The sequence below is a fragment of the Bradyrhizobium sp. CCBAU 53421 genome (assembly GCF_015291625.1).
Taxonomy (GTDB): Bacteria; Pseudomonadota; Alphaproteobacteria; order Rhizobiales; family Xanthobacteraceae; genus Bradyrhizobium.
Genome location: NZ_CP030047.1, coordinates 5,439,120 through 5,455,143, shown reverse-complemented (window position 1 = coordinate 5,455,143; position 16,024 = coordinate 5,439,120). Strand labels below are relative to the sequence as shown.

Sequence of the window (16,024 nt, the reverse complement as noted above, 5' to 3'; positions counted from 1 at the left end):
TCACTTGCTGGCGGTCAGATAGCGGTTGGCATCGGCGAGGATCACGTCGCGCACCGCCTGGTGATATTTGATGTAGCCGGTGCAGCGGCACAAATGGCCGTCGAGCGCGTCGGCGATGACGGTCTCGAGCTGATCCCGCGCCACCGGCTCTCTTGCCAGCAGTTCGAGCAGCACCTGGCCCTCGTTGAGGAAGCCGGCCGTGCAATAGCCGCACTGGAATGCGAAATGGTCGATGAAGGCGCGCTGCAATGCCGAGAGTTCGCCGTCCTTGGCGTGGCCCTCGACGGTGCGGATCGCCTTGCCATCGAAATTGGCCGCCGGCACCACGCAGGTCGGGGTGGTGTAGCTGGTGCCGTCGGGATTATCGATGATCACGGCGCAGCTCAGGCATTGCGCGGCGCCGCAGCCGAACTTGGTGCCGGTCATCCCGAGCATTTCCCGCAGGAAATCGTTCATCGAGAGGTCGTCGCGGACCTCGATCGGGCCGTGCTTCCGGCCGTTGATGGTGAGATTGAGTGTCGTCACGCAAGCGCTCCCTTGAGCAGGCTCGTTGTCACCGGCAATGAGCGGAAACGCTGGCCGGTGGCATCGTTGATGGCGTTGAGCAGCGCCGGCACGATCGGAATCATCACCACCTCGGCCATGCCCTTCGGCGGTTCGTCCGGCGTCAACGGCGGCAGCATTTCGATTTCGAGATCGTGCAGCGGCAGGTCGGAGCCGCGCGCAATCAGGTACTGGCCAAGATTCCACTGTCCGTTGCCGGGCCCGCCCTCGAACGGTGGCAGGGTTTCCAGCAGCGCGTAGCCGACGCCCATGGCGAAACCGCCATGCGACTGGCCGAGCACCACCTCGGGCACCAGCGCCTGGCCGCATTCGAACACGCTGTAGGCCTTGGCGATGCGCAAGATGCCGGTCGCGCGCTCGATCTCGACACGCACCAGCGTGCCGCACATCGAGGTGTAGGCGGTGCCGATCCGGTTGTTGTCGGTCGGCGGAAACTTGACGCTGACGCGATCGATCCGCTCGAATTTGCCGCGGCCATGACGGATCGCCAGCGCGTCGATCTCTGCGCGGTACTGCTCGCCGAACAGCGGGAAGCGCGCACGCGACCAGGCCCAGCGCGAGAAACTGTGCGCCACCGCGCCGGTGACGAAGCCGCGTGCATGCGCGGTCGCGGCAAGCTTTGGCAGGGGCAGCGCCGCGAGATCGTCGAGCACGAGCTGGCCATCGTTCCAGCGTGCCTTGTCCCATTGCCGGGCACGGGGATCGGCCTTGCCGATGTGCCAAAGCTCGAGCGCCGCCGGCCACAGGCCGAAGCGGAAGATGACGCGGGCCGCCTCGGCCGACGAATGGGTGCCGACATGGGCGCCGATCGACGCACTCGTTGCCGAGCTGATCGCGGGCACCCAGCGCGGATTCTTCTCGGCGAGATCCTGGGTCTTCTGATCCATCGTGTAGGGATCGCCCGAGGTGACGAGCCCGAGCGCCTCGTAGCTGTCGACGCGGGAGACAGCGACCTCGTCGGCGACGGCGCCGAGATGGCTCGCGACCCGGTTGGCGAGCGCAGTGCCGACGCCATTGCCCATCTCGACGTGGTCGCAATGGATCGCGATCCGTCCCTCGGGATCGATCTCGACCCGGCCGAGCGAGCAATCCGCGCCCGAGCCGTAGTCCTTGGTGACGCAGGCAACGCCGGTGCCGATCAGCCGGCCTTCCGACGCCTTCTGCTTGAACACAGCGCGCTGCTGCCAGATCGGATGCGTCTCGAGCTTGTCGAGGATATCTGACGTGCGCACCGACACGATGTAGGGGTTGCCGGTCATGGTCCGGCCGTTCTGCTTCAACGCATTGTTGCGGCGGAACGCGATCGGATCGACCTTGAGCTCGCTTGCCGCCTCGTCGATCAGCACTTCCAGCGCGGTCATGGTCTGCAGGGTGCCGTAGCCGCGCATCGAGCCAGCGGTGACGCCGCGCGAATGCACCGCCACGGTGGTGACGTCGACCTTCGGGATGTCGTAGATGCCGATCGCGGCAGTCGCGGCAACGACGGCGACATTGGCGGAGAAGTTGGCGAGCCCGCCGCCGTCGAGCACATGGTCGGCGGCGAATGCCGCGATCTTGCCGCTCGCGCGATCGACGCCGATCCGCGAGCGCATCTTGATCGGGTGGCGCTTGATGCCGCCCTGGAATTGCTGGTAGCGGTCGTGCGCCAGCCGCACCGGCCGTCCCGGAAAGAACATCGCCGCCAGCGCCACGTAAAGCACGAACGGGGTGTGGTCGCGGCCGCCGAAGCCGCCGCCGACATGGGCAAACTGCGCGTTGATGTGCGAGGGGCGGAACGGCGGGCGGGCGTTGCCGAGCAGATGCGCGATCGACTCGGTCGCCTCATAGGGTGACTGCACGCCGAGCACCAGTTCGAGATTGCCGCTGCTGTCGCTGTACCAGGCGAGCCCGCTCTCCGGTTCGAGGAACATCGGATCGACCGACTGGGTCTCGAACTCGCGGTCGAGCACGAGCTGCGACGGATCGTCCTTGGCGAGCTGGGCGCGGATCGCTTCGCCATGGATCGCGGCTTTGGCGTAGTCGGCCTTGGTTTCCTTGGCGAGCGGGAGCCAGACCGGCAGCGCCGCGTTCTGGATCCGGCTCGGCGAGACCCAGCCGGCCTGGATCGGCGAATAGACGTCGGGCGCCTCAGGTGTGGCGCCGGCCACGCGCGTGAAGCGATAGGCGCCGAAGTCCGGCAGGATCACCGGCCCGGTCTCGTCGCCGAACTTGACGAAGCCGACGTCGCGCAGCGCAAGGCGCGCGCGGTCGAAAGCGTCGAACTGCTCGAAGATCAACAGCGCGACCGGCTGTCCGAGATAGAGTGGCGTCTTGCCGACCGGGCAGAACAGATCGCCTGTGTAGAACTCCGGCACCCGGGTGCCGATCCGATCAAGGTCGGCAGCGGTCACGACGACCGAGGGCTTCGCCGGACCATCGAGGCGGACAAGGTCCATGCCGGTATAGACATGCGTGGCGTCGTTGGCGCGGACCAGAATGGCGTGCGAGGTGGTCGCGGGCCAGCCCGGCATGTCGGCGGAACGAAAGTCTGAGGCGTAGAGCTTTGCGCCGGTGACCTTGGCGACGCCGTCGACGCGGCCGGCGCCCTTGGTCGCCGGATTGAAATGGCCGCGCCCGGGCAGCGTCTCGCGGGTCGCGAAGGCCGGTTCCTTCGCCAGCGCCAGATGCGACAGGCTGACCGAGATGCCGCCTGCCGACAACCACTTCACGAATTCGCGTCGCGAAGGCCGCATGGTCCGTTCTCTCATCTACGCTTCAACGGCGTATCGCGCCGCGGTTTATGAACCGTAAAAATACACGCTTCAGTGTTGCGGCAAAGCGGGTGCAATCGCAATGCCGCAATAGGTCGTAGTTGTCTCACTTGTAGCTTTGGCCTCACTTGAGGTCGGCGATGGTGGCGGGTCCCGGACCCGATGTGATCAGGGTCGGCCATTGCTTGGAACCGAATGGCACCAGCGGCGGCAGGAAGGTCGTCATGCCGCGCTTCTTGGTCTCGGCGATGATCGCCTCGCGGGCGTCGCCTCCCATCAGCTCATAATCCATCAAATGATAGCTGCCGAAGAACAGCGCGCCGACCGAGCGGTCGGCGATGATCCGGGTCAGCGATTCCAGCATGTCCGACGGCGTGGTGGTGAAGGAGATCGTCTCGATCAGCATCAGGCGGCTGTTGATGGCGTCGGGGCCGAAGAACTGCGCCAGCACGCTGAAGATCACGTTGTTCTGCCGCGCCACGTAGATCGTATTGCTCGCCCCATAGGTTTTGTCCCAGTCCGGGCCGAGCTGGGTCTTCCAGTCGGCCATGACCGTCATCCAGTGCGCGACCTGGGTCTGCGCGGCCCAGGCGACGTTCCTGGCGAGCAGCGGCGCCTGCTTCTTGCCGAACGCCTCGAGCGTCGCGAAGGGGATCGCGCCGGCGGTGAGGCATTCATCCATGAAGGCGATGTTGTTCTTGAGGATGGCGCGGTTGTTGTCGCGCCAGTCCGCCTGCATCGGCGTGGCATCGAGCCCGTCGAGCGCCGACTGCATCCGGCTGCGATAGGCCTGCATCGAGCCCCGCCAAGCCTTGTCGTCGGGATTGTTGACATAGGGGCCGACCACCTCGGCCAGCGCCATTGTGCTGTGGCCGACCGACTTCAGCAGCTGATAGACGATCGGCACCTGCGGCGCCTCGGTCGGCGGCTTGCCCGGCCGGTAAAGGATCAGCCGGCCGCCGGCGCCGGAGAACAGTCCGAGGATCACCGGGTGCTTGTCGAGGATGTTCTTCTGGAATATCCGCGCCGCATCGCCATAGAGCTCGAACATGCCGGTGTTGAGCGCGAGCACGTCCTTGGTCGCGACGTCGGCCGGCGTCGACGAGGTCTTGCCCGAGATCGGTGCCATGTAGTCGGGCAGCGACTGGGCCAGCGCCGCGCCACTGCTGCCGAGCAGCAGTGCCAGCGCGGCGGCCAGGCCAAGGCGATTGATCATGTGATGCTCCTCGAAGCCCCTCGCCAGGGTCGAGGCCGGATGCGGCCGCGCGACCATTGGCGGAATGCGCAAATGCTTGGACACAATGAACTGGAGAGAAGTGAACAGGGCGTGTAGATCCCGCGTGACGCGGCACAATGCGGGCGGTGCCTACAGCTAAGCGACGAATCGGTCGGTGTCCATATCAGGACATTGCGGGCTTGCCTGCGCCAAAAGACCCAATGGTGCGGGTTTCGGCCCGGTGCTATGTCGCAAACAGAATCAATTTTATTTATTGGATTTTTGCGTGCTCAACGGACTTTACAAGGTCGAGTACGGCATCAGCGGCGCATTCGGCCGCAGCATCATGTGCCTGCACGACGGCAAGATGATGGGGGGCAATTCCGCCTTCGCCCATCTCGGCACCTATCAGGTGACGAAGGGCGAGATCATCGCCGAGGTGATCACCGAGCGTCACAACGACGATCCCGACTTCAAGCCGCTGATGGGCGCCGACGTCGCCGTCATCAAGGTGCGCGGCCGGACCGAGGGCTCGACCATCCTGCTCGAGGGCAAAGCGGACGCCATGCCGGATGGCGTGTTCTGGGCCAATCTGGCGCCGCTCGACGACGAGGCCTTGCCGCCGCGCGGGGAGGTCGGGCCAGGTGGCATCGTCAACGGCCTCTATTCCATCCAGCTGCGCGCGCTCGACGGTGTCGATGCCGGCCTCACCGGAGTGATGTTGCTGATGGACGGCCGCATCCTCGGCGGCGACGCGTTCTTCTATTATCTCGGCGCCTATTCGTCCGCGGATGGCCGCTGGCGCGGCGAGATCGTCAACCAGGAGCACACGCCGGCGAAGGGCGAGTATCCGGTGTTCGGCGGTTACGAGGTCGGCATCGGTTTCGCCGGCTCGTGCCGCGAGGACGGCGCCGAGCTCGAGGGCATTGCGCTAGCAGGGAAGCGCAGCCTTCGCTTGTCGGCCGAACTGCGGCTGATGCGCCGCGCCTAGATTTGGAAAGCGTCCTCAATCCTTGATCAGGAGCACGCCGCCGATGATCAGTGCGATGCCGGTCAGCCGTGAAAACGACACCGGATGCTGCGCCAGCCCGAACAGGCCGAAATGGTCCATCGCGATGCCCGCGATCATCTGACCTGCGACCACCAGCGCCAGCAGGGTCGCGGCACCGAGCGACGGCAGCAGCAGGATCATCAAGAGGATAAAGACGCCGCCCAGGACGCCGCCGCTCCAGGCCCACCACGGCACTGCCGAGACCAGTTTCCAGGACGGCACCGGCTCCCGCGTCGCGACCAGCACGACCGCCATCGTCACGAGGCCGCCGAGATAGCTGATCAGCCCGGCCCAGGCCGGCGAGTTCAGCGCGGAGCGCAGATTGCCGTTGAGGACCTGCTGCGTGGCGACGCTGATGCCGGCGCCGAGCGCGAGCAGATAGAGAAACCAGACTTGCATAGGAGACCCCAAAACCGTTCGCCGAAGGATTTCATGTCATATTCGATCGGCAGCGACCGTGGCATGCATGGAGCACGGCGCGAAACCTGCGGGAATGGGCTTCCACCCACGTCCCAGATCGAATAAGAGGCCGCAACCCCCTAATTCCCCAGTATTAGAGCATGATCCGCCTCGATAACGTCTCCAAGCAAGTCGGCCACCAGATCCTCTTCATCGAAGCCTCCGCGGCGCTCCAGAAGGGCGAGAAGATCGGCCTTGTCGGCCCGAACGGCGCCGGCAAGACCACGCTGTTCCGGATGATCTCCGGCCGGGAAATCCCGGACGAGGGCCAGGTGTCGCTCGATCGCGGCATCTCGATCGGCTATTTCAGCCAGGATGTCGGCGAAATGAGTGGCCGCAGCGCGGTCGCCGAGGTGATGGACGGGGCGGGCCCCGTCAGCGTGGTGGCAGCCGAGCTTCGGGAACTCGAGGCCGCAATGGCCGACCCCGACAAGGCCGACGAGATGGACGACATCATCGCGCGCTATGGCGAGGTGCAGCACCAGTTCGAGGAGCTCGACGGCTACGCGCTCGACGGCCGCGCGCGCGAGGCGCTGGCCGGTCTCGGCTTCAGCCAGGAGATGATGGACGGCGACGTCGGCAAGCTCTCCGGCGGCTGGAAGATGCGCGTCGCGCTGGCCCGCATCCTTCTGATGCGTCCCGACGTCATGCTGCTCGACGAGCCGAGCAACCATCTCGATCTCGAAAGCCTGATCTGGCTCGAGCAGTTCCTGAAGGGCTACGAGGGCGCGCTGCTGATGACCTCGCATGACCGCGAGTTCATCAACCGCATCATCAACAAGGTGGTCGAGATCGACGCCGGCCAGCTCACCACCTATTCCGGCAATTACGAGTTCTACGAACAGCAGCGCGCGCTCTCCGACAAGCAGCAGCAGGCGCAGTTCGAGCGGCAGCAGGCGATGCTCGCCAAGGAGATCAAGTTCATCGAGCGCTTCAAGGCACGGGCCTCGCACGCCGCGCAGGTGCAGAGCCGGGTCAAGAAGCTCGACAAGATCGAGCGAGTCGAGCCGCCGCGGCGACGGCAGACCGTGGCGTTCGAATTCCAGCCGGCGCCGCGCTCGGGCGAGGACGTCGTCAGCCTGAAGAACGTCCACAAGGCCTATGGCAGCAAGCGCATCTATGACGGGCTCGACTTCATGATCCGCCGCAAGGAGCGCTGGTGCGTGATGGGCATCAACGGCGCCGGCAAGTCGACGCTCTTGAAGCTGGTTGCGGGTTCAACCGAGCCGGATGACGGCGCGGTCGCGGTCGGCGGCAGCGTCAAGATGGGCTATTTCGCCCAGCACGCGATGGATTTGCTCGACGGCGAGCGCACCGTGTTCCAGTCGCTGGAGGACGCGTTTCCGCAGGCCGGGCAGAGCTCCCTGCGCGCGCTTGCCGGCTGCTTCGGATTCTCGGGTGATGACGTCGAGAAGAAGTGCCGGGTGCTGTCGGGCGGCGAGAAGGCGCGGCTCGTGATGGCCAAGATGCTGTTCGATCCGCCGAACTTCCTGGTGCTGGACGAGCCGACCAACCATCTCGATCTCGCCACCAAGGAGATGCTGATCAACGCGCTCGCCGAGTTCGAGGGCACCATGCTGTTCGTCTCGCACGACCGGCACTTCCTGGCCGCGCTCTCCAACCGCGTGCTGGAGCTGACGCCGGCGGGTATCCACCAATATGGCGGCGGCTACACCGAATACGTCGCGCGTACCGGGCAGGAAGCGCCGGGATTGCGGAGCTAGCTCAGGCCCCCCACCGCGCGCAAAACGCCTCGACATCGCCGGACTGGAATTCGGGCAGCCGCTCCCAGATCGTCTCGGGCGGCCAGTTCCACCAGGCGATCTGCGACAGCTCGGCCGCGATCTTGCGGTTGAAGCGCTCCTTGATCGGCCGGGCCGGCACGCCGCCGACGATGGTGTAGGGCGCGACATCGCGCGTTACCACCGCGCCGGCCGCCAGCACCGCGCCGTCTCCGACGGTGACGCCGGGTAGCACGATCACGCCATGGCCGATCCAGACGTCGTTTCCGATCACGACGCGGTCCGCGCGCCGATCGCTGAAGAAGCCATGATCGCGCTCAGCGGAGGCCGAATAATATTCGGGGCAGTAGGTGAAGCGATGCTGCGAGGGACGCTCGACCGGATGGTTGGGCGCGCCGATCCTAACTTGCGCCGCGATCGCGCAGAACCGGCCGATCACGGCATCAGCGACGATGCAGCCGCTGCCGAGATAGGAGTAATCGCCGAGCTCGGTATATTCGATTGCGGTGTCGCCGAGCACTTCGCAGCAACGTCCGACCTTGACTTCGCGCAGCTTGACCGTCGGCTCGATGACGGTCTCGGCAAGCTTGGGGCGGATCAGGTTCGGTGCGTTCATAGCGTTATCCTCGATGCGACGAGCCGCTTCAGTCGCATGATTTCTATGACGGCGAGATGACGGAAGGCGCCGGATTTACCGGCCGGTGAGCCGTGCGATGGTCTCGATTTCGTTGGTCCAGATTCCACCCGAGTAGTGTTCAGGCAGGCGTTTCAACAGATCGGCATCGTCGACGCCGGTCGAGAATTCGCCGCCCTGATAGGGCCCGAGTGCGAACACCGCGCTGTTCGCCGCCGCCATGCGGTTGAGGAAGCGGTCCGGCCAGCCCCAGAGCCACGGCGCGTAGTTGATCGGCACCAGCACGATGGCGTTGCGGCAGGCGTCGGGCACGATGCCGGTCCAGCCATAGCCGAGATACCGAACGAGGCACCTCTTGATCGCCGCGCGCGAAATGGTCCGCGTCTCCGGCGCAAGACGGCGGATCGCCGCGATCGGCTCGTCGCCGCCGTAGACCATGATCAGCTTGCGCCGTTCGGCCGGGAGCCGGTTCAGGACCGCTGCGAGCTTCTCGCCCTCGGCGGGATCGCGGCTCTTGACGTTGATCAGGAACCGGCGGTCCGGAAAGGTCTCGAGCACCTCGTCCAGCGACGGCATCAAGCCGATGCCCTTGCCGCGGAATGGAAAGGTCTTGCCGTCATCGGCGGTGTAGCCATAGCCGATATCGAGCATCTTCAGCCGCGCCATCGGCTGTTCGCGGGTGACGCCCTGGCCGTCGGTGCGGCAATCGACGGTCCAGTCGTGAAACACCGCGAATTCGCCATCGGTCGTCGGGTGGATGTCGAGCTCGACGATATCGGCGCCGCGCGCGAAGCTCGCCTGCATCGAGCGGATCGTGTTCTCGAGAAAGTCATGGGTCGACGGCAGCATGCGCGCCGCGGTGCAGGTGTCGTTCCGGAGGTTGCGTTCGTCGAAGCGCTGCGCCATGCCGCGATGGGCGAGCAGCAGGGGCTTGCCGCCGGGGTGGGTTGCGAGAAGGCTGGAGTTGTTGAGGTAGATTCCGGCGGCGACAGTAACGAGCGCCGCTGCCGCGTAGTTCAATTTCCTGCCCAAGCTATACGTTTCCTTGCTGGATAGGGCTCCGCAATCTCAATCGCGCGCCGGATCGTTCCCTACAGCATGGCCAACATTTCGGATGAATTGCGGCATGACGATATCCAGTGATGCAAAGCCGCATGGCGCGCTGCGCGGTGCTCGGCTTGTCGGGCGAAGGGCCGCCCGCTACGCTTCACAAAAAAGCGGGAGCGAAACGGCATGAAGCAGATCAGGATCGGCGACATCACGATCGACGCAGTGATCGAGCGCGAAGGGCCGTGGCGGCGGCCGCAGGATTTCTTCCCGACCTATGACGACGGTATGTTCAAGCATCATTTGAAGACGATGGAGCCGGAGGTCTTCGACGCCGCGCGCGGCATGATGGTGATCACCTACCAGACCTTCGTGGTGCGGACGCCGCGCTACACCATCCTGGTCGACACCTGCACCGGCGAGGACAAGGGACACCCGCCGCCGTTCGATTTCCCCGGCAAGGAGCGCTGGCGCAACGAGCTGTTCGCACTCGGCATCTCCTATGAGCAGATCGACTACGTGTTCTGCACCCATCTGCATATCGACCACACCGGCTGGAACACCACGCTGCGCGACGGACGCTGGGTGCCGACTTTCCCGAACGCGAAATACGTCTTCCACAAGGGCGAGTACGCGGCCTGGGAGGCCGAGAACGCCAGGGGCGCCAATCCGCCCGGCACGGTGTTTCGCGACAATTGCCTGCCGATCGTCGAAGCCGGGCAGGCGCTGCTGGTCGACGACGACTATGCGCTCGACGACACCGTGACGCTGACGCCGACGCCGGGCCATTCGCCCTGTCATTGCTGCGTCAACATCTTCTCGAAGGGGCAGCGCGCGGTGGTCGCCGGCGACCTGATGCACCACGCGATCCAGTGCCGCGAGCCCGAGTGGTCGGCCAAGCCGGATTGGGACCCGAAGCAATCGTCGGTCTCGCGGCGCAAGTTCTTTGCCTCGGTTGCCGGGACCGACACGCTGATCCTGCCGATCCATTTTCCGGCCCCGACGGTCGGCCTGATCACGGCGGACGGCGACCGCTTCGACTATCGCTTCAAGCGCGCGTAGGGCGCGGCAGCCCGCCGTTCAAGGTCACCGCGCTGCGCGGGACCGGCGCGGCACCTGGGTCAGGAACCGTTCCAGATCGGCGCACAGCCGATGTGCGAGCTCCTCGTCGATCTCGAACGTCGCGACGGTGCCGGCGCAGTCGATTGCGATGGTGCCGCGGAGTGGTGCGGCGGAGACGGCCGATACCGCGATGTTGGTCGCTCTCTGCATGGTCATGTCGTCAATTTCCCCTCGGGGCGGTTGCCGCCAATCCTCATCTCGGAATGACGGCGCGTCCCTTTCGCTTTCGTTCCTCGATGAATCGCACGCCGATCTCGGTGCCGTCGACACGCACCAGCTCGCAGCGGCGAAACGCCAGTCCCCGCGAGGACAACACCAGGAAGAATTCCTGCGCCTTCAGCACATCAAGCGTTCCGTCGACCTCGAGCCGGGCGCCGGTCTGCGAGACGTCGAGCAGGATGCAGCTCCGCCGCCACGTGCCGTCGACACCCATCAGATTAACGGGGTGACGCGTCTCGAGCTTGACGCGATCCGCCCTGCGGTCACCGTATGTCATTGCAGCACTCACACGGCCCGAGAGCGCTTCGCGATCACCGTGGCCCGCGCCTCCGCATAGTCGATCGTGGCTGGCGGGCTTGCCGAGGCGCGGGCTGCACTGGCATGGATGATGGCGCGGATCGCGTGCCGGATCTCGGCACGTGCGATCTTGAGCAGCCGGGCCTGCCGGCGCGGCGTGGATCGCATCACGAGGTCGGCAAGCACGCGGTGCGGCAGATCCTTGCGCGACACCAAGGCGCCTGCGATGTCCTCATCGTGTTCGGCGGCATCGACCATCATGGCAAGGCCGGCGCTGGTCATGTCCGCGCCGGGATTGCGCGCGAGAGCGCGCAGCACATTGCAGTCGCCGCGCATCAACAGAATGTCCGTGAGCTCCTGATTGACGGCCTTGCGTCCCGCGATTGCGCAGAGATGTCCCTCGGCCCGCATCCAGGCAATGTCGATCAGATCGGCGTCCGGAATGCACTCGCATTTCCGCAGGATCGGCGCGGCGACATCGGCATCGTCGTGGTTGGCCAGCCGGCGGGCGAGCTCCCGCGGCACCAGATGCAAGTCGGCGAGCGAGCGGCTCAGCGTGGTGAGGGTCCGCAGTTCGACGCTTTCGGTCAGACGGATCAGGATGTCGTCGAACAGCTTGACGTGGCGCTCGCTGAGGCGGTGAGCGTCGTCGAGAAACAGCCCGGCCACCTCCTGCAACATGCGTGTGCGGAGGTCCGGGGGACCGGCTCTCAAGACTTGGTCGAGCTTGGCAATAAGATCGGGCGAGGCAATGACTGTCATTGCGGTCTCTAAAATGGTCCGCGACGGGGAACATCATCGTTCCCGACATCAATCTGCTCCCCGAATCTTTAATAGGGGTATAGAAATTGCTGTGGAGGCTGATCCCGCCGGTGGATATACCGGCAAACACTATCGAAATTCGGCAGCAGCGCTGTTTTGCCAGATTGTCCGGTTCGGCCGACGGACCGCATTTCTCCCGATTGAATTTCTTTGGACGATTCGCAATTTGTGCACGCGATTTATCAACCCGGCCGGCGCGCTCTGTGCTGCGCCGCGCGCAAGTTTTAGAGACCATTTCACAGGAGCAGTCATTTGACGGCGCCGTTGCTGGTGCCGAGAGTCTTTCGTTTTGACGATGTTGACGCATTCCGGAGTTCGATCCGAGATCTGGATGTTGATTTCACGCCACTTGCGCGGAAGATTTCGGCCGAGCAGGTCATCCTGAGTTTGCCGGGATGCGAGCTCAACTATACGCAGTCGTTCCCGCGGATCGTCGACGCGCAGCTTGCGCGGCATACCACCGCGGTCGGCTTCACGATGGATGACGGCGTTCCGATGCGGTTCAACGGCGTCGAGCGAGATCGTGCGGTGATCGTGCTCGGCGGCGGCGGCGCGTTCTACACCTCCGTGGAGGAGACGCCCCGCCAATATGTCTCGCTGATGTTCACGCCGGAGATCGTCGACCGCGGCTGGCCGAAGCCTGGCCTTCATTTCAGCATTCACGAGATTTCTCAACGCGCGCAGGATCGGTTGCGAGAGGTGGTGAGGCAGGTTCTGCTCGTCACGTCGGATCAGGTCACGATTGCCGAGCTCGCCACGGGCGCGTCGATCAAGGAGACGCTGCTCGCCGAGATCGACAACGCGTTCGCCGAGATCGTACCGGCCAAGTGGGCGACGCGGGCCAATACGACGCGCCAGTTCAAGGTCTTCAACGACGCGCGCGCCGTCCTGGCCGGTGACGTCGCTCACCCGATCTACAGCGGCGAGCTCGCCAGGCAGATCGGCGTGTCGGTGCGTACGCTGCACGACGCGATCCAGCGTTACCGAGGCATGAGCCTGCATCGCTATCTGCGGCTGCGCCGGCTCTGGCTGGTGCGCAAGCAGCTGCTTGCCGGTGCGCCCAGCGTCAAGGCCTGCGCGCTGGCCTATGGGTTCTGGCACCTCAGCGACTTCTCGAGGAGCTACCGGTCGCAGTTCGGGGAAGCGCCGTCGGAGACGCTGGCGGCCTCGCGCCGCCCCGGCGCCGGACGCGCCGATTCGGCCGCCGGCAGACACGAAACGTAACAATAGGCCTGAACGGAATCTTAACGGCCGGCGGTGAATCTGTTGGTACGATTCCACCAGAGGCGGCCTGATGCATCCCCGACGATTTGCGCGTGTTCGTCCCTCAGGATGCGTATCCAGCGTGGTCAAGCTCCAGCTCGAACCGAAGGCGCCGCTGATCGAATGCCGCCTGGTGGACTATTCCGCCGGTGGGGCCTGCCTGGAGTTTTCGAAGCCGGTCCAGCTGCCCGAACGCTTTGAGATGTTTCACGGCAACACCCGCAAGCGCGTCCGTCGGGTCTGGAGCCGGGGCGTCCGGGTCGGCGTCTCGTTCTGAGCGCCTTAGGGCGCGAGACCCGCCAATAGCCGTTCGGGCCGCGCCCTGCGCGACCCGATGCTCTGTCCCGATAGAGGGGGCTAAATCAGCGCCGGCGAGGGGCTCAGGCGCCGCTCTGGCACTTCTTCATGAACGAGGTCTTGGCCGCGCCGGCCAGCGGCTTGCCGTCCTTGCCGACGGCTTTCGTCTCGCAGGAGGCGTCCTGAGCAAATGCCGAACCGGCGGCAAAGGTCGCGATCACGGCCGCCAAGAAAATCCGCTTCATCTGGGTTCTCCCTAAACCAAACCAGTGGCCGGATTGGATATCGGATTCTTGGCCCGATCAAGTTCCCACGACCGAATTTGTCTATAAAATGCCCGGATAGCCGTTAGAAAATTCCGTGTGCAGCGCGGAACAAAATGGGGGAAGCGGGGAATGGAATTCGAGACGCTGGTACAGACACGCAAAAGCGTGCGCGGGTTCAAGAAGCAGCCGGTGTCGCGGGCGACCGTCGAGGAGATCATCGAGGTGGCCAAGCGCGCGCCGTCCTCGATGAACACCCAGCCCTGGCATGTCCACGTCCTGACCGGGGAGCCGCTGGAGGAAGTGCGCCGCCGCAACATGGAGGAGATGATCGCCGGCGCCAAGGCGAAGCGCGACATCGTCAGCCATGGCGAGTACCAGGGCGTGCACCGTGGCCGTCAGGTCGATATCGCCAAGAAGCTGTTCGGGGCGATGGGGATTGCCCGCGACGACAAGCCGATGCGGCAGGATTGGGTGCTGCGCGGCTTCCGCCAGTTCGACGCCCCGGTCTCGCTGGTCCTGGCCTACGACCGGATCCTCGATCCCGGCGCGGTCTGCCATTTCGACCTCGGCGCGCTCTGCTACGGCATCGTGCTGGCGGCCTGGGATCGCGGCCTCGGCAGCGTCATCAACGGCCAGGGCATCATGCGTTCAGACATCGTGCGCGAGGTCGCCAACATCCCGGAGGACCAGGTGATCATGACCTGCGTCGCGATGGGTTATCCCGACGACAGCTTTGCCGCCAACGCGGTGCGGTCGGACCGCGAGGCCAACAGCGACTTTGTCCGCTACGTCGGCTTTGCCGAGTAGCGCATGATCCGACCAGTGCGGAGGCACGGCAGCATCGGCGATTTGAGCACCGATCGTCGATCGCTTCCTTGCAGCCAATAACCTCGTGCTGCGCGATCGGCTGCTCACGCGCCCGAGCGTTCTGCGCAATTGCGCACGCGCCGACCGCGCCGCGGGATATTGAATTCCGCACCATGAAACCATTGCGCGACAGTGAGTGTCAGCGCGCGTTTGCGCTATTCCTGCCGACAAAAAATGCGCTACTGGTTTTGTGAAGCGAAACAGCACAGGCGAGGAATCCCAGATGAGGGATGATGAACAGACAGCCATGATCCGCGAGACCGTCGCGAGATTCGTCGATCGCGAACTCATTCCGCTGGAGCCGCAATATCTGAAATCGAAGCTGCCCGGCAGCGATCATCCCGAGCTCACCGCGGAGCAACGCAAGCGGCTGCGCGACGTCTCCAAGGAGCTCGGCCTCTGGGGTCTCGATGCGCCCGAGGATCTCGGCGGCCACGATTTGCCGACGCGCACGATGGCGGCGGTGCACGAAGAGCTCGGCCGCAGCTGCGTGCCGTTCGTGCTGCCGCCGGACTCGCCGAACCTGCGCATGCTGCAGGCGGTCGGCACCGACGCGCAGAAGAAGAAATATCTGCAGCCCTATATCGAGGGCCGGATGGCATCGGCGATCGCGATCTCCGAGCCCGGCGCCGGCGGCGATCCCGCAGGGATGAAGACGCGCGCGGTGCTCGACGGCGAGCAGTGGGTCTTGAACGGCCGCAAGATCTGGATCAGCAATGCGCGCGCCGCCGACTTCATCATCGTGATGGCGCGCGTCGGCAACGACCAGCGCCAGGGCGGCATCACCTCCTTCATCGTCGAGAAGGGCACGCCCGGCTTCATCATCGAGCGTGAGATCCCGATGGTCGGCGGCGGTTCGACCTATGAGATCGTATTCGAGGACTGCCGCATCCCGAAGGACTCCGTGCTCGGCGAAGTCGGCAAGGGCTACGCGCCGATGCAGCTGCGGCTGCGCACACGGCGGCTCGAGATGGGATCGACCTGCGTCGGCATCACCAAGCGCGCGCTCGACATGATGTGCGAGCACGCCAAGCAGCGTGAGACCTTCGGCGTCAAGCTCGCCGAGCGCCAGGCGATCCAGTGGTGGATTGCGGACATCTCGACGCGCATGCACGCCTGCCGGCTGATGGTGCGCGAGGCCGCCGACAAGACCGACCGCGGCGAGGACATCCGACACGAGGCCTCGATGATCAAGGTGTTCGCGACCGAGATGGCCTATGACGCCTGCGACCACGCCATGCAGACGCTCGGCGCACTCGGCGTGACGCTGGAATTGCCGCTCAACGCGCTCTGGCAGAAGGCCCGTCTGATGCGGGTCTACGAAGGCCCGAGCGAGGTCCATCGCCAGGCGATCGCCCGCCGCGTGCTCGGTTTGCGGGGCGGCTAGACGGATCGCTAGACCTCATCC

General features: G+C 65.0%; 18 protein-coding genes. 8 read left to right on the top strand and 10 right to left on the bottom strand.

Features of this window, described 5'->3' with window-relative positions:
• From XH92_RS26100 to XH92_RS26090, 3 genes are all read right to left on the bottom strand, one after another.
• Positions 1-525, bottom strand: coding sequence for a (2Fe-2S)-binding protein (locus XH92_RS26100; RefSeq protein WP_194454670.1), 525 nt, complete (start codon positions 523-525; stop codon positions 1-3).
• Entirely contained in the window at positions 522-3,296 is a 2,775-nt protein-coding gene (locus tag XH92_RS26095) for a xanthine dehydrogenase family protein molybdopterin-binding subunit (protein ID WP_194454669.1), read from the bottom strand. Before XH92_RS26095 ends, XH92_RS26100 begins: the two co-directional genes overlap by 4 nt.
• Positions 3,297-3,438: 142 nt before the next feature.
• A complete protein-coding gene (locus tag XH92_RS26090; protein ID WP_194454668.1) occupies positions 3,439-4,530 on the bottom strand; it encodes a hypothetical protein in 1,092 nt (363 codons plus the stop codon).
• Positions 4,531-4,816: 286 nt separating this feature from the next.
• On the opposite strand from XH92_RS26090, the gene XH92_RS26085 reads away from it, so the two are divergent.
• Entirely contained in the window at positions 4,817-5,521 is a 705-nt protein-coding gene (locus tag XH92_RS26085) for a GrlR family regulatory protein (protein WP_194454667.1), read from the top strand.
• Positions 5,522-5,536: 15 nt separating this feature from the next.
• On the opposite strand, the gene XH92_RS26080 is transcribed toward XH92_RS26085, so the two are convergent.
• Complete coding sequence (locus tag XH92_RS26080; protein ID WP_194454666.1) at positions 5,537-5,980, bottom strand: DMT family transporter; 444 nt, start codon at positions 5,978-5,980, stop codon at positions 5,537-5,539.
• A gap of 161 nt (positions 5,981-6,141) precedes the next feature.
• Between XH92_RS26080 and XH92_RS26075 the strand changes: the two genes are divergently transcribed.
• A complete protein-coding gene (locus XH92_RS26075; protein WP_194454665.1) occupies positions 6,142-7,764 on the top strand; it encodes an ABC-F family ATP-binding cassette domain-containing protein in 1,623 nt (540 codons plus the stop codon).
• 1 nt (position 7,765) lies between these two features.
• Here the strand turns inward: XH92_RS26075 and XH92_RS26070 are convergent, their stop codons facing one another.
• On the bottom strand, positions 7,766-8,398 hold the full coding sequence (locus XH92_RS26070) for a DapH/DapD/GlmU-related protein (RefSeq protein WP_194454664.1): 633 nt from the start codon (positions 8,396-8,398) through the stop codon (positions 7,766-7,768).
• A gap of 75 nt (positions 8,399-8,473) precedes the next feature.
• On the bottom strand, positions 8,474-9,448 hold the full coding sequence (locus XH92_RS26065; protein ID WP_194454663.1) for a glycerophosphodiester phosphodiesterase family protein: 975 nt from the start codon (positions 9,446-9,448) through the stop codon (positions 8,474-8,476).
• 201 nt (positions 9,449-9,649) lie between these two features.
• On the opposite strand from XH92_RS26065, the gene XH92_RS26060 reads away from it, so the two are divergent.
• A complete protein-coding gene (locus tag XH92_RS26060) occupies positions 9,650-10,525 on the top strand; it encodes an MBL fold metallo-hydrolase (protein ID WP_194454662.1) in 876 nt (291 codons plus the stop codon).
• A 24-nt stretch (positions 10,526-10,549) separates the two neighbouring features.
• Here XH92_RS26060 and XH92_RS26055 read toward each other — a convergent pair whose 3' ends face one another.
• Genes XH92_RS26055 through XH92_RS26045 form a run of 3 tightly spaced genes read right to left on the bottom strand, consistent with a single transcriptional unit; the run spans position 10,550 to position 11,863 of the window.
• Positions 10,550-10,741 (bottom strand): hypothetical protein, encoded by a 192-nt coding sequence (locus tag XH92_RS26055; protein WP_194454661.1) that lies wholly within the window; start codon positions 10,739-10,741, stop codon positions 10,550-10,552.
• A gap of 37 nt (positions 10,742-10,778) precedes the next feature.
• On the bottom strand, positions 10,779-11,081 hold the full coding sequence (locus XH92_RS26050; protein WP_194454660.1) for a PilZ domain-containing protein: 303 nt from the start codon (positions 11,079-11,081) through the stop codon (positions 10,779-10,781).
• An 8-nt stretch (positions 11,082-11,089) separates the two neighbouring features.
• Entirely contained in the window at positions 11,090-11,863 is a 774-nt protein-coding gene (locus tag XH92_RS26045; RefSeq protein WP_194454659.1) for a DUF2336 domain-containing protein, read from the bottom strand.
• Between the two features lie 86 nt (positions 11,864-11,949).
• On the opposite strand from XH92_RS26045, the gene XH92_RS26040 reads away from it, so the two are divergent.
• From XH92_RS26040 to XH92_RS26030, 3 genes are all read left to right on the top strand, one after another.
• Positions 11,950-12,216, top strand: a complete 267-nt coding sequence (locus tag XH92_RS26040) for a hypothetical protein (RefSeq protein ID WP_194461706.1) — start codon at positions 11,950-11,952, stop codon at positions 12,214-12,216.
• 235 nt (positions 12,217-12,451) lie between these two features.
• A complete protein-coding gene (locus tag XH92_RS26035) occupies positions 12,452-13,147 on the top strand; it encodes a helix-turn-helix domain-containing protein (protein WP_371817824.1) in 696 nt (231 codons plus the stop codon).
• A 70-nt stretch (positions 13,148-13,217) separates the two neighbouring features.
• The gene (locus tag XH92_RS26030; protein ID WP_194454658.1) at positions 13,218-13,463 is read left to right on the top strand and encodes a PilZ domain-containing protein; all 246 of its coding nucleotides are present in this window, start codon (positions 13,218-13,220) and stop codon (positions 13,461-13,463) included.
• A 103-nt stretch (positions 13,464-13,566) separates the two neighbouring features.
• On the opposite strand, the gene XH92_RS26025 is transcribed toward XH92_RS26030, so the two are convergent.
• Positions 13,567-13,728: a hypothetical protein gene (locus XH92_RS26025; RefSeq protein WP_194461705.1), complete on the bottom strand. Its 162-nt coding sequence runs from the start codon at positions 13,726-13,728 to the stop codon at positions 13,567-13,569.
• A gap of 150 nt (positions 13,729-13,878) precedes the next feature.
• On the opposite strand from XH92_RS26025, the gene XH92_RS26020 reads away from it, so the two are divergent.
• Positions 13,879-14,556 carry a nitroreductase gene (locus tag XH92_RS26020; RefSeq protein WP_076860249.1) on the top strand — a complete coding sequence of 226 codons (678 nt, stop codon included), beginning with the start codon at positions 13,879-13,881 and terminating at the stop codon, positions 14,554-14,556.
• A 283-nt stretch (positions 14,557-14,839) separates the two neighbouring features.
• On the top strand, positions 14,840-16,003 hold the full coding sequence (locus tag XH92_RS26015) for an acyl-CoA dehydrogenase family protein (protein ID WP_194454657.1): 1,164 nt from the start codon (positions 14,840-14,842) through the stop codon (positions 16,001-16,003).
• Positions 16,004-16,024 lie beyond the last annotated feature (21 nt).

What these genes read in the sequence shown, in the direction of transcription:
- XH92_RS26090 (WP_194454668.1), bottom strand. Translation starts at nt 4,530, where the DNA reads ATGATCAATCGCCTTGGCCTGGCCGCCGCGCTGGCACTGCTGCTCGGC.
- XH92_RS26030 (WP_194454658.1), top strand. Translation starts at nt 13,218, where the DNA reads ATGCATCCCCGACGATTTGCGCGTGTTCGTCCCTCAGGATGCGTATCC.
- XH92_RS26080 (WP_194454666.1), bottom strand. Translation starts at nt 5,980, where the DNA reads ATGCAAGTCTGGTTTCTCTATCTGCTCGCGCTCGGCGCCGGCATCAGC.
- XH92_RS26070 (WP_194454664.1), bottom strand. Translation starts at nt 8,398, where the DNA reads ATGAACGCACCGAACCTGATCCGCCCCAAGCTTGCCGAGACCGTCATC.
- XH92_RS26060 (WP_194454662.1), top strand. Translation starts at nt 9,650, where the DNA reads ATGAAGCAGATCAGGATCGGCGACATCACGATCGACGCAGTGATCGAG.
- XH92_RS26050 (WP_194454660.1), bottom strand. Translation starts at nt 11,081, where the DNA reads ATGACATACGGTGACCGCAGGGCGGATCGCGTCAAGCTCGAGACGCGT.
- XH92_RS26055 (WP_194454661.1), bottom strand. Translation starts at nt 10,741, where the DNA reads ATGACCATGCAGAGAGCGACCAACATCGCGGTATCGGCCGTCTCCGCC.
- XH92_RS26015 (WP_194454657.1), top strand. Translation starts at nt 14,840, where the DNA reads ATGAGGGATGATGAACAGACAGCCATGATCCGCGAGACCGTCGCGAGA.
- XH92_RS26075 (WP_194454665.1), top strand. Translation starts at nt 6,142, where the DNA reads ATGATCCGCCTCGATAACGTCTCCAAGCAAGTCGGCCACCAGATCCTC.
- XH92_RS26025 (WP_194461705.1), bottom strand. Translation starts at nt 13,728, where the DNA reads ATGAAGCGGATTTTCTTGGCGGCCGTGATCGCGACCTTTGCCGCCGGT.
- XH92_RS26020 (WP_076860249.1), top strand. Translation starts at nt 13,879, where the DNA reads ATGGAATTCGAGACGCTGGTACAGACACGCAAAAGCGTGCGCGGGTTC.
- XH92_RS26045 (WP_194454659.1), bottom strand. Translation starts at nt 11,863, where the DNA reads ATGACAGTCATTGCCTCGCCCGATCTTATTGCCAAGCTCGACCAAGTC.
- XH92_RS26095 (WP_194454669.1), bottom strand. Translation starts at nt 3,296, where the DNA reads ATGCGGCCTTCGCGACGCGAATTCGTGAAGTGGTTGTCGGCAGGCGGC.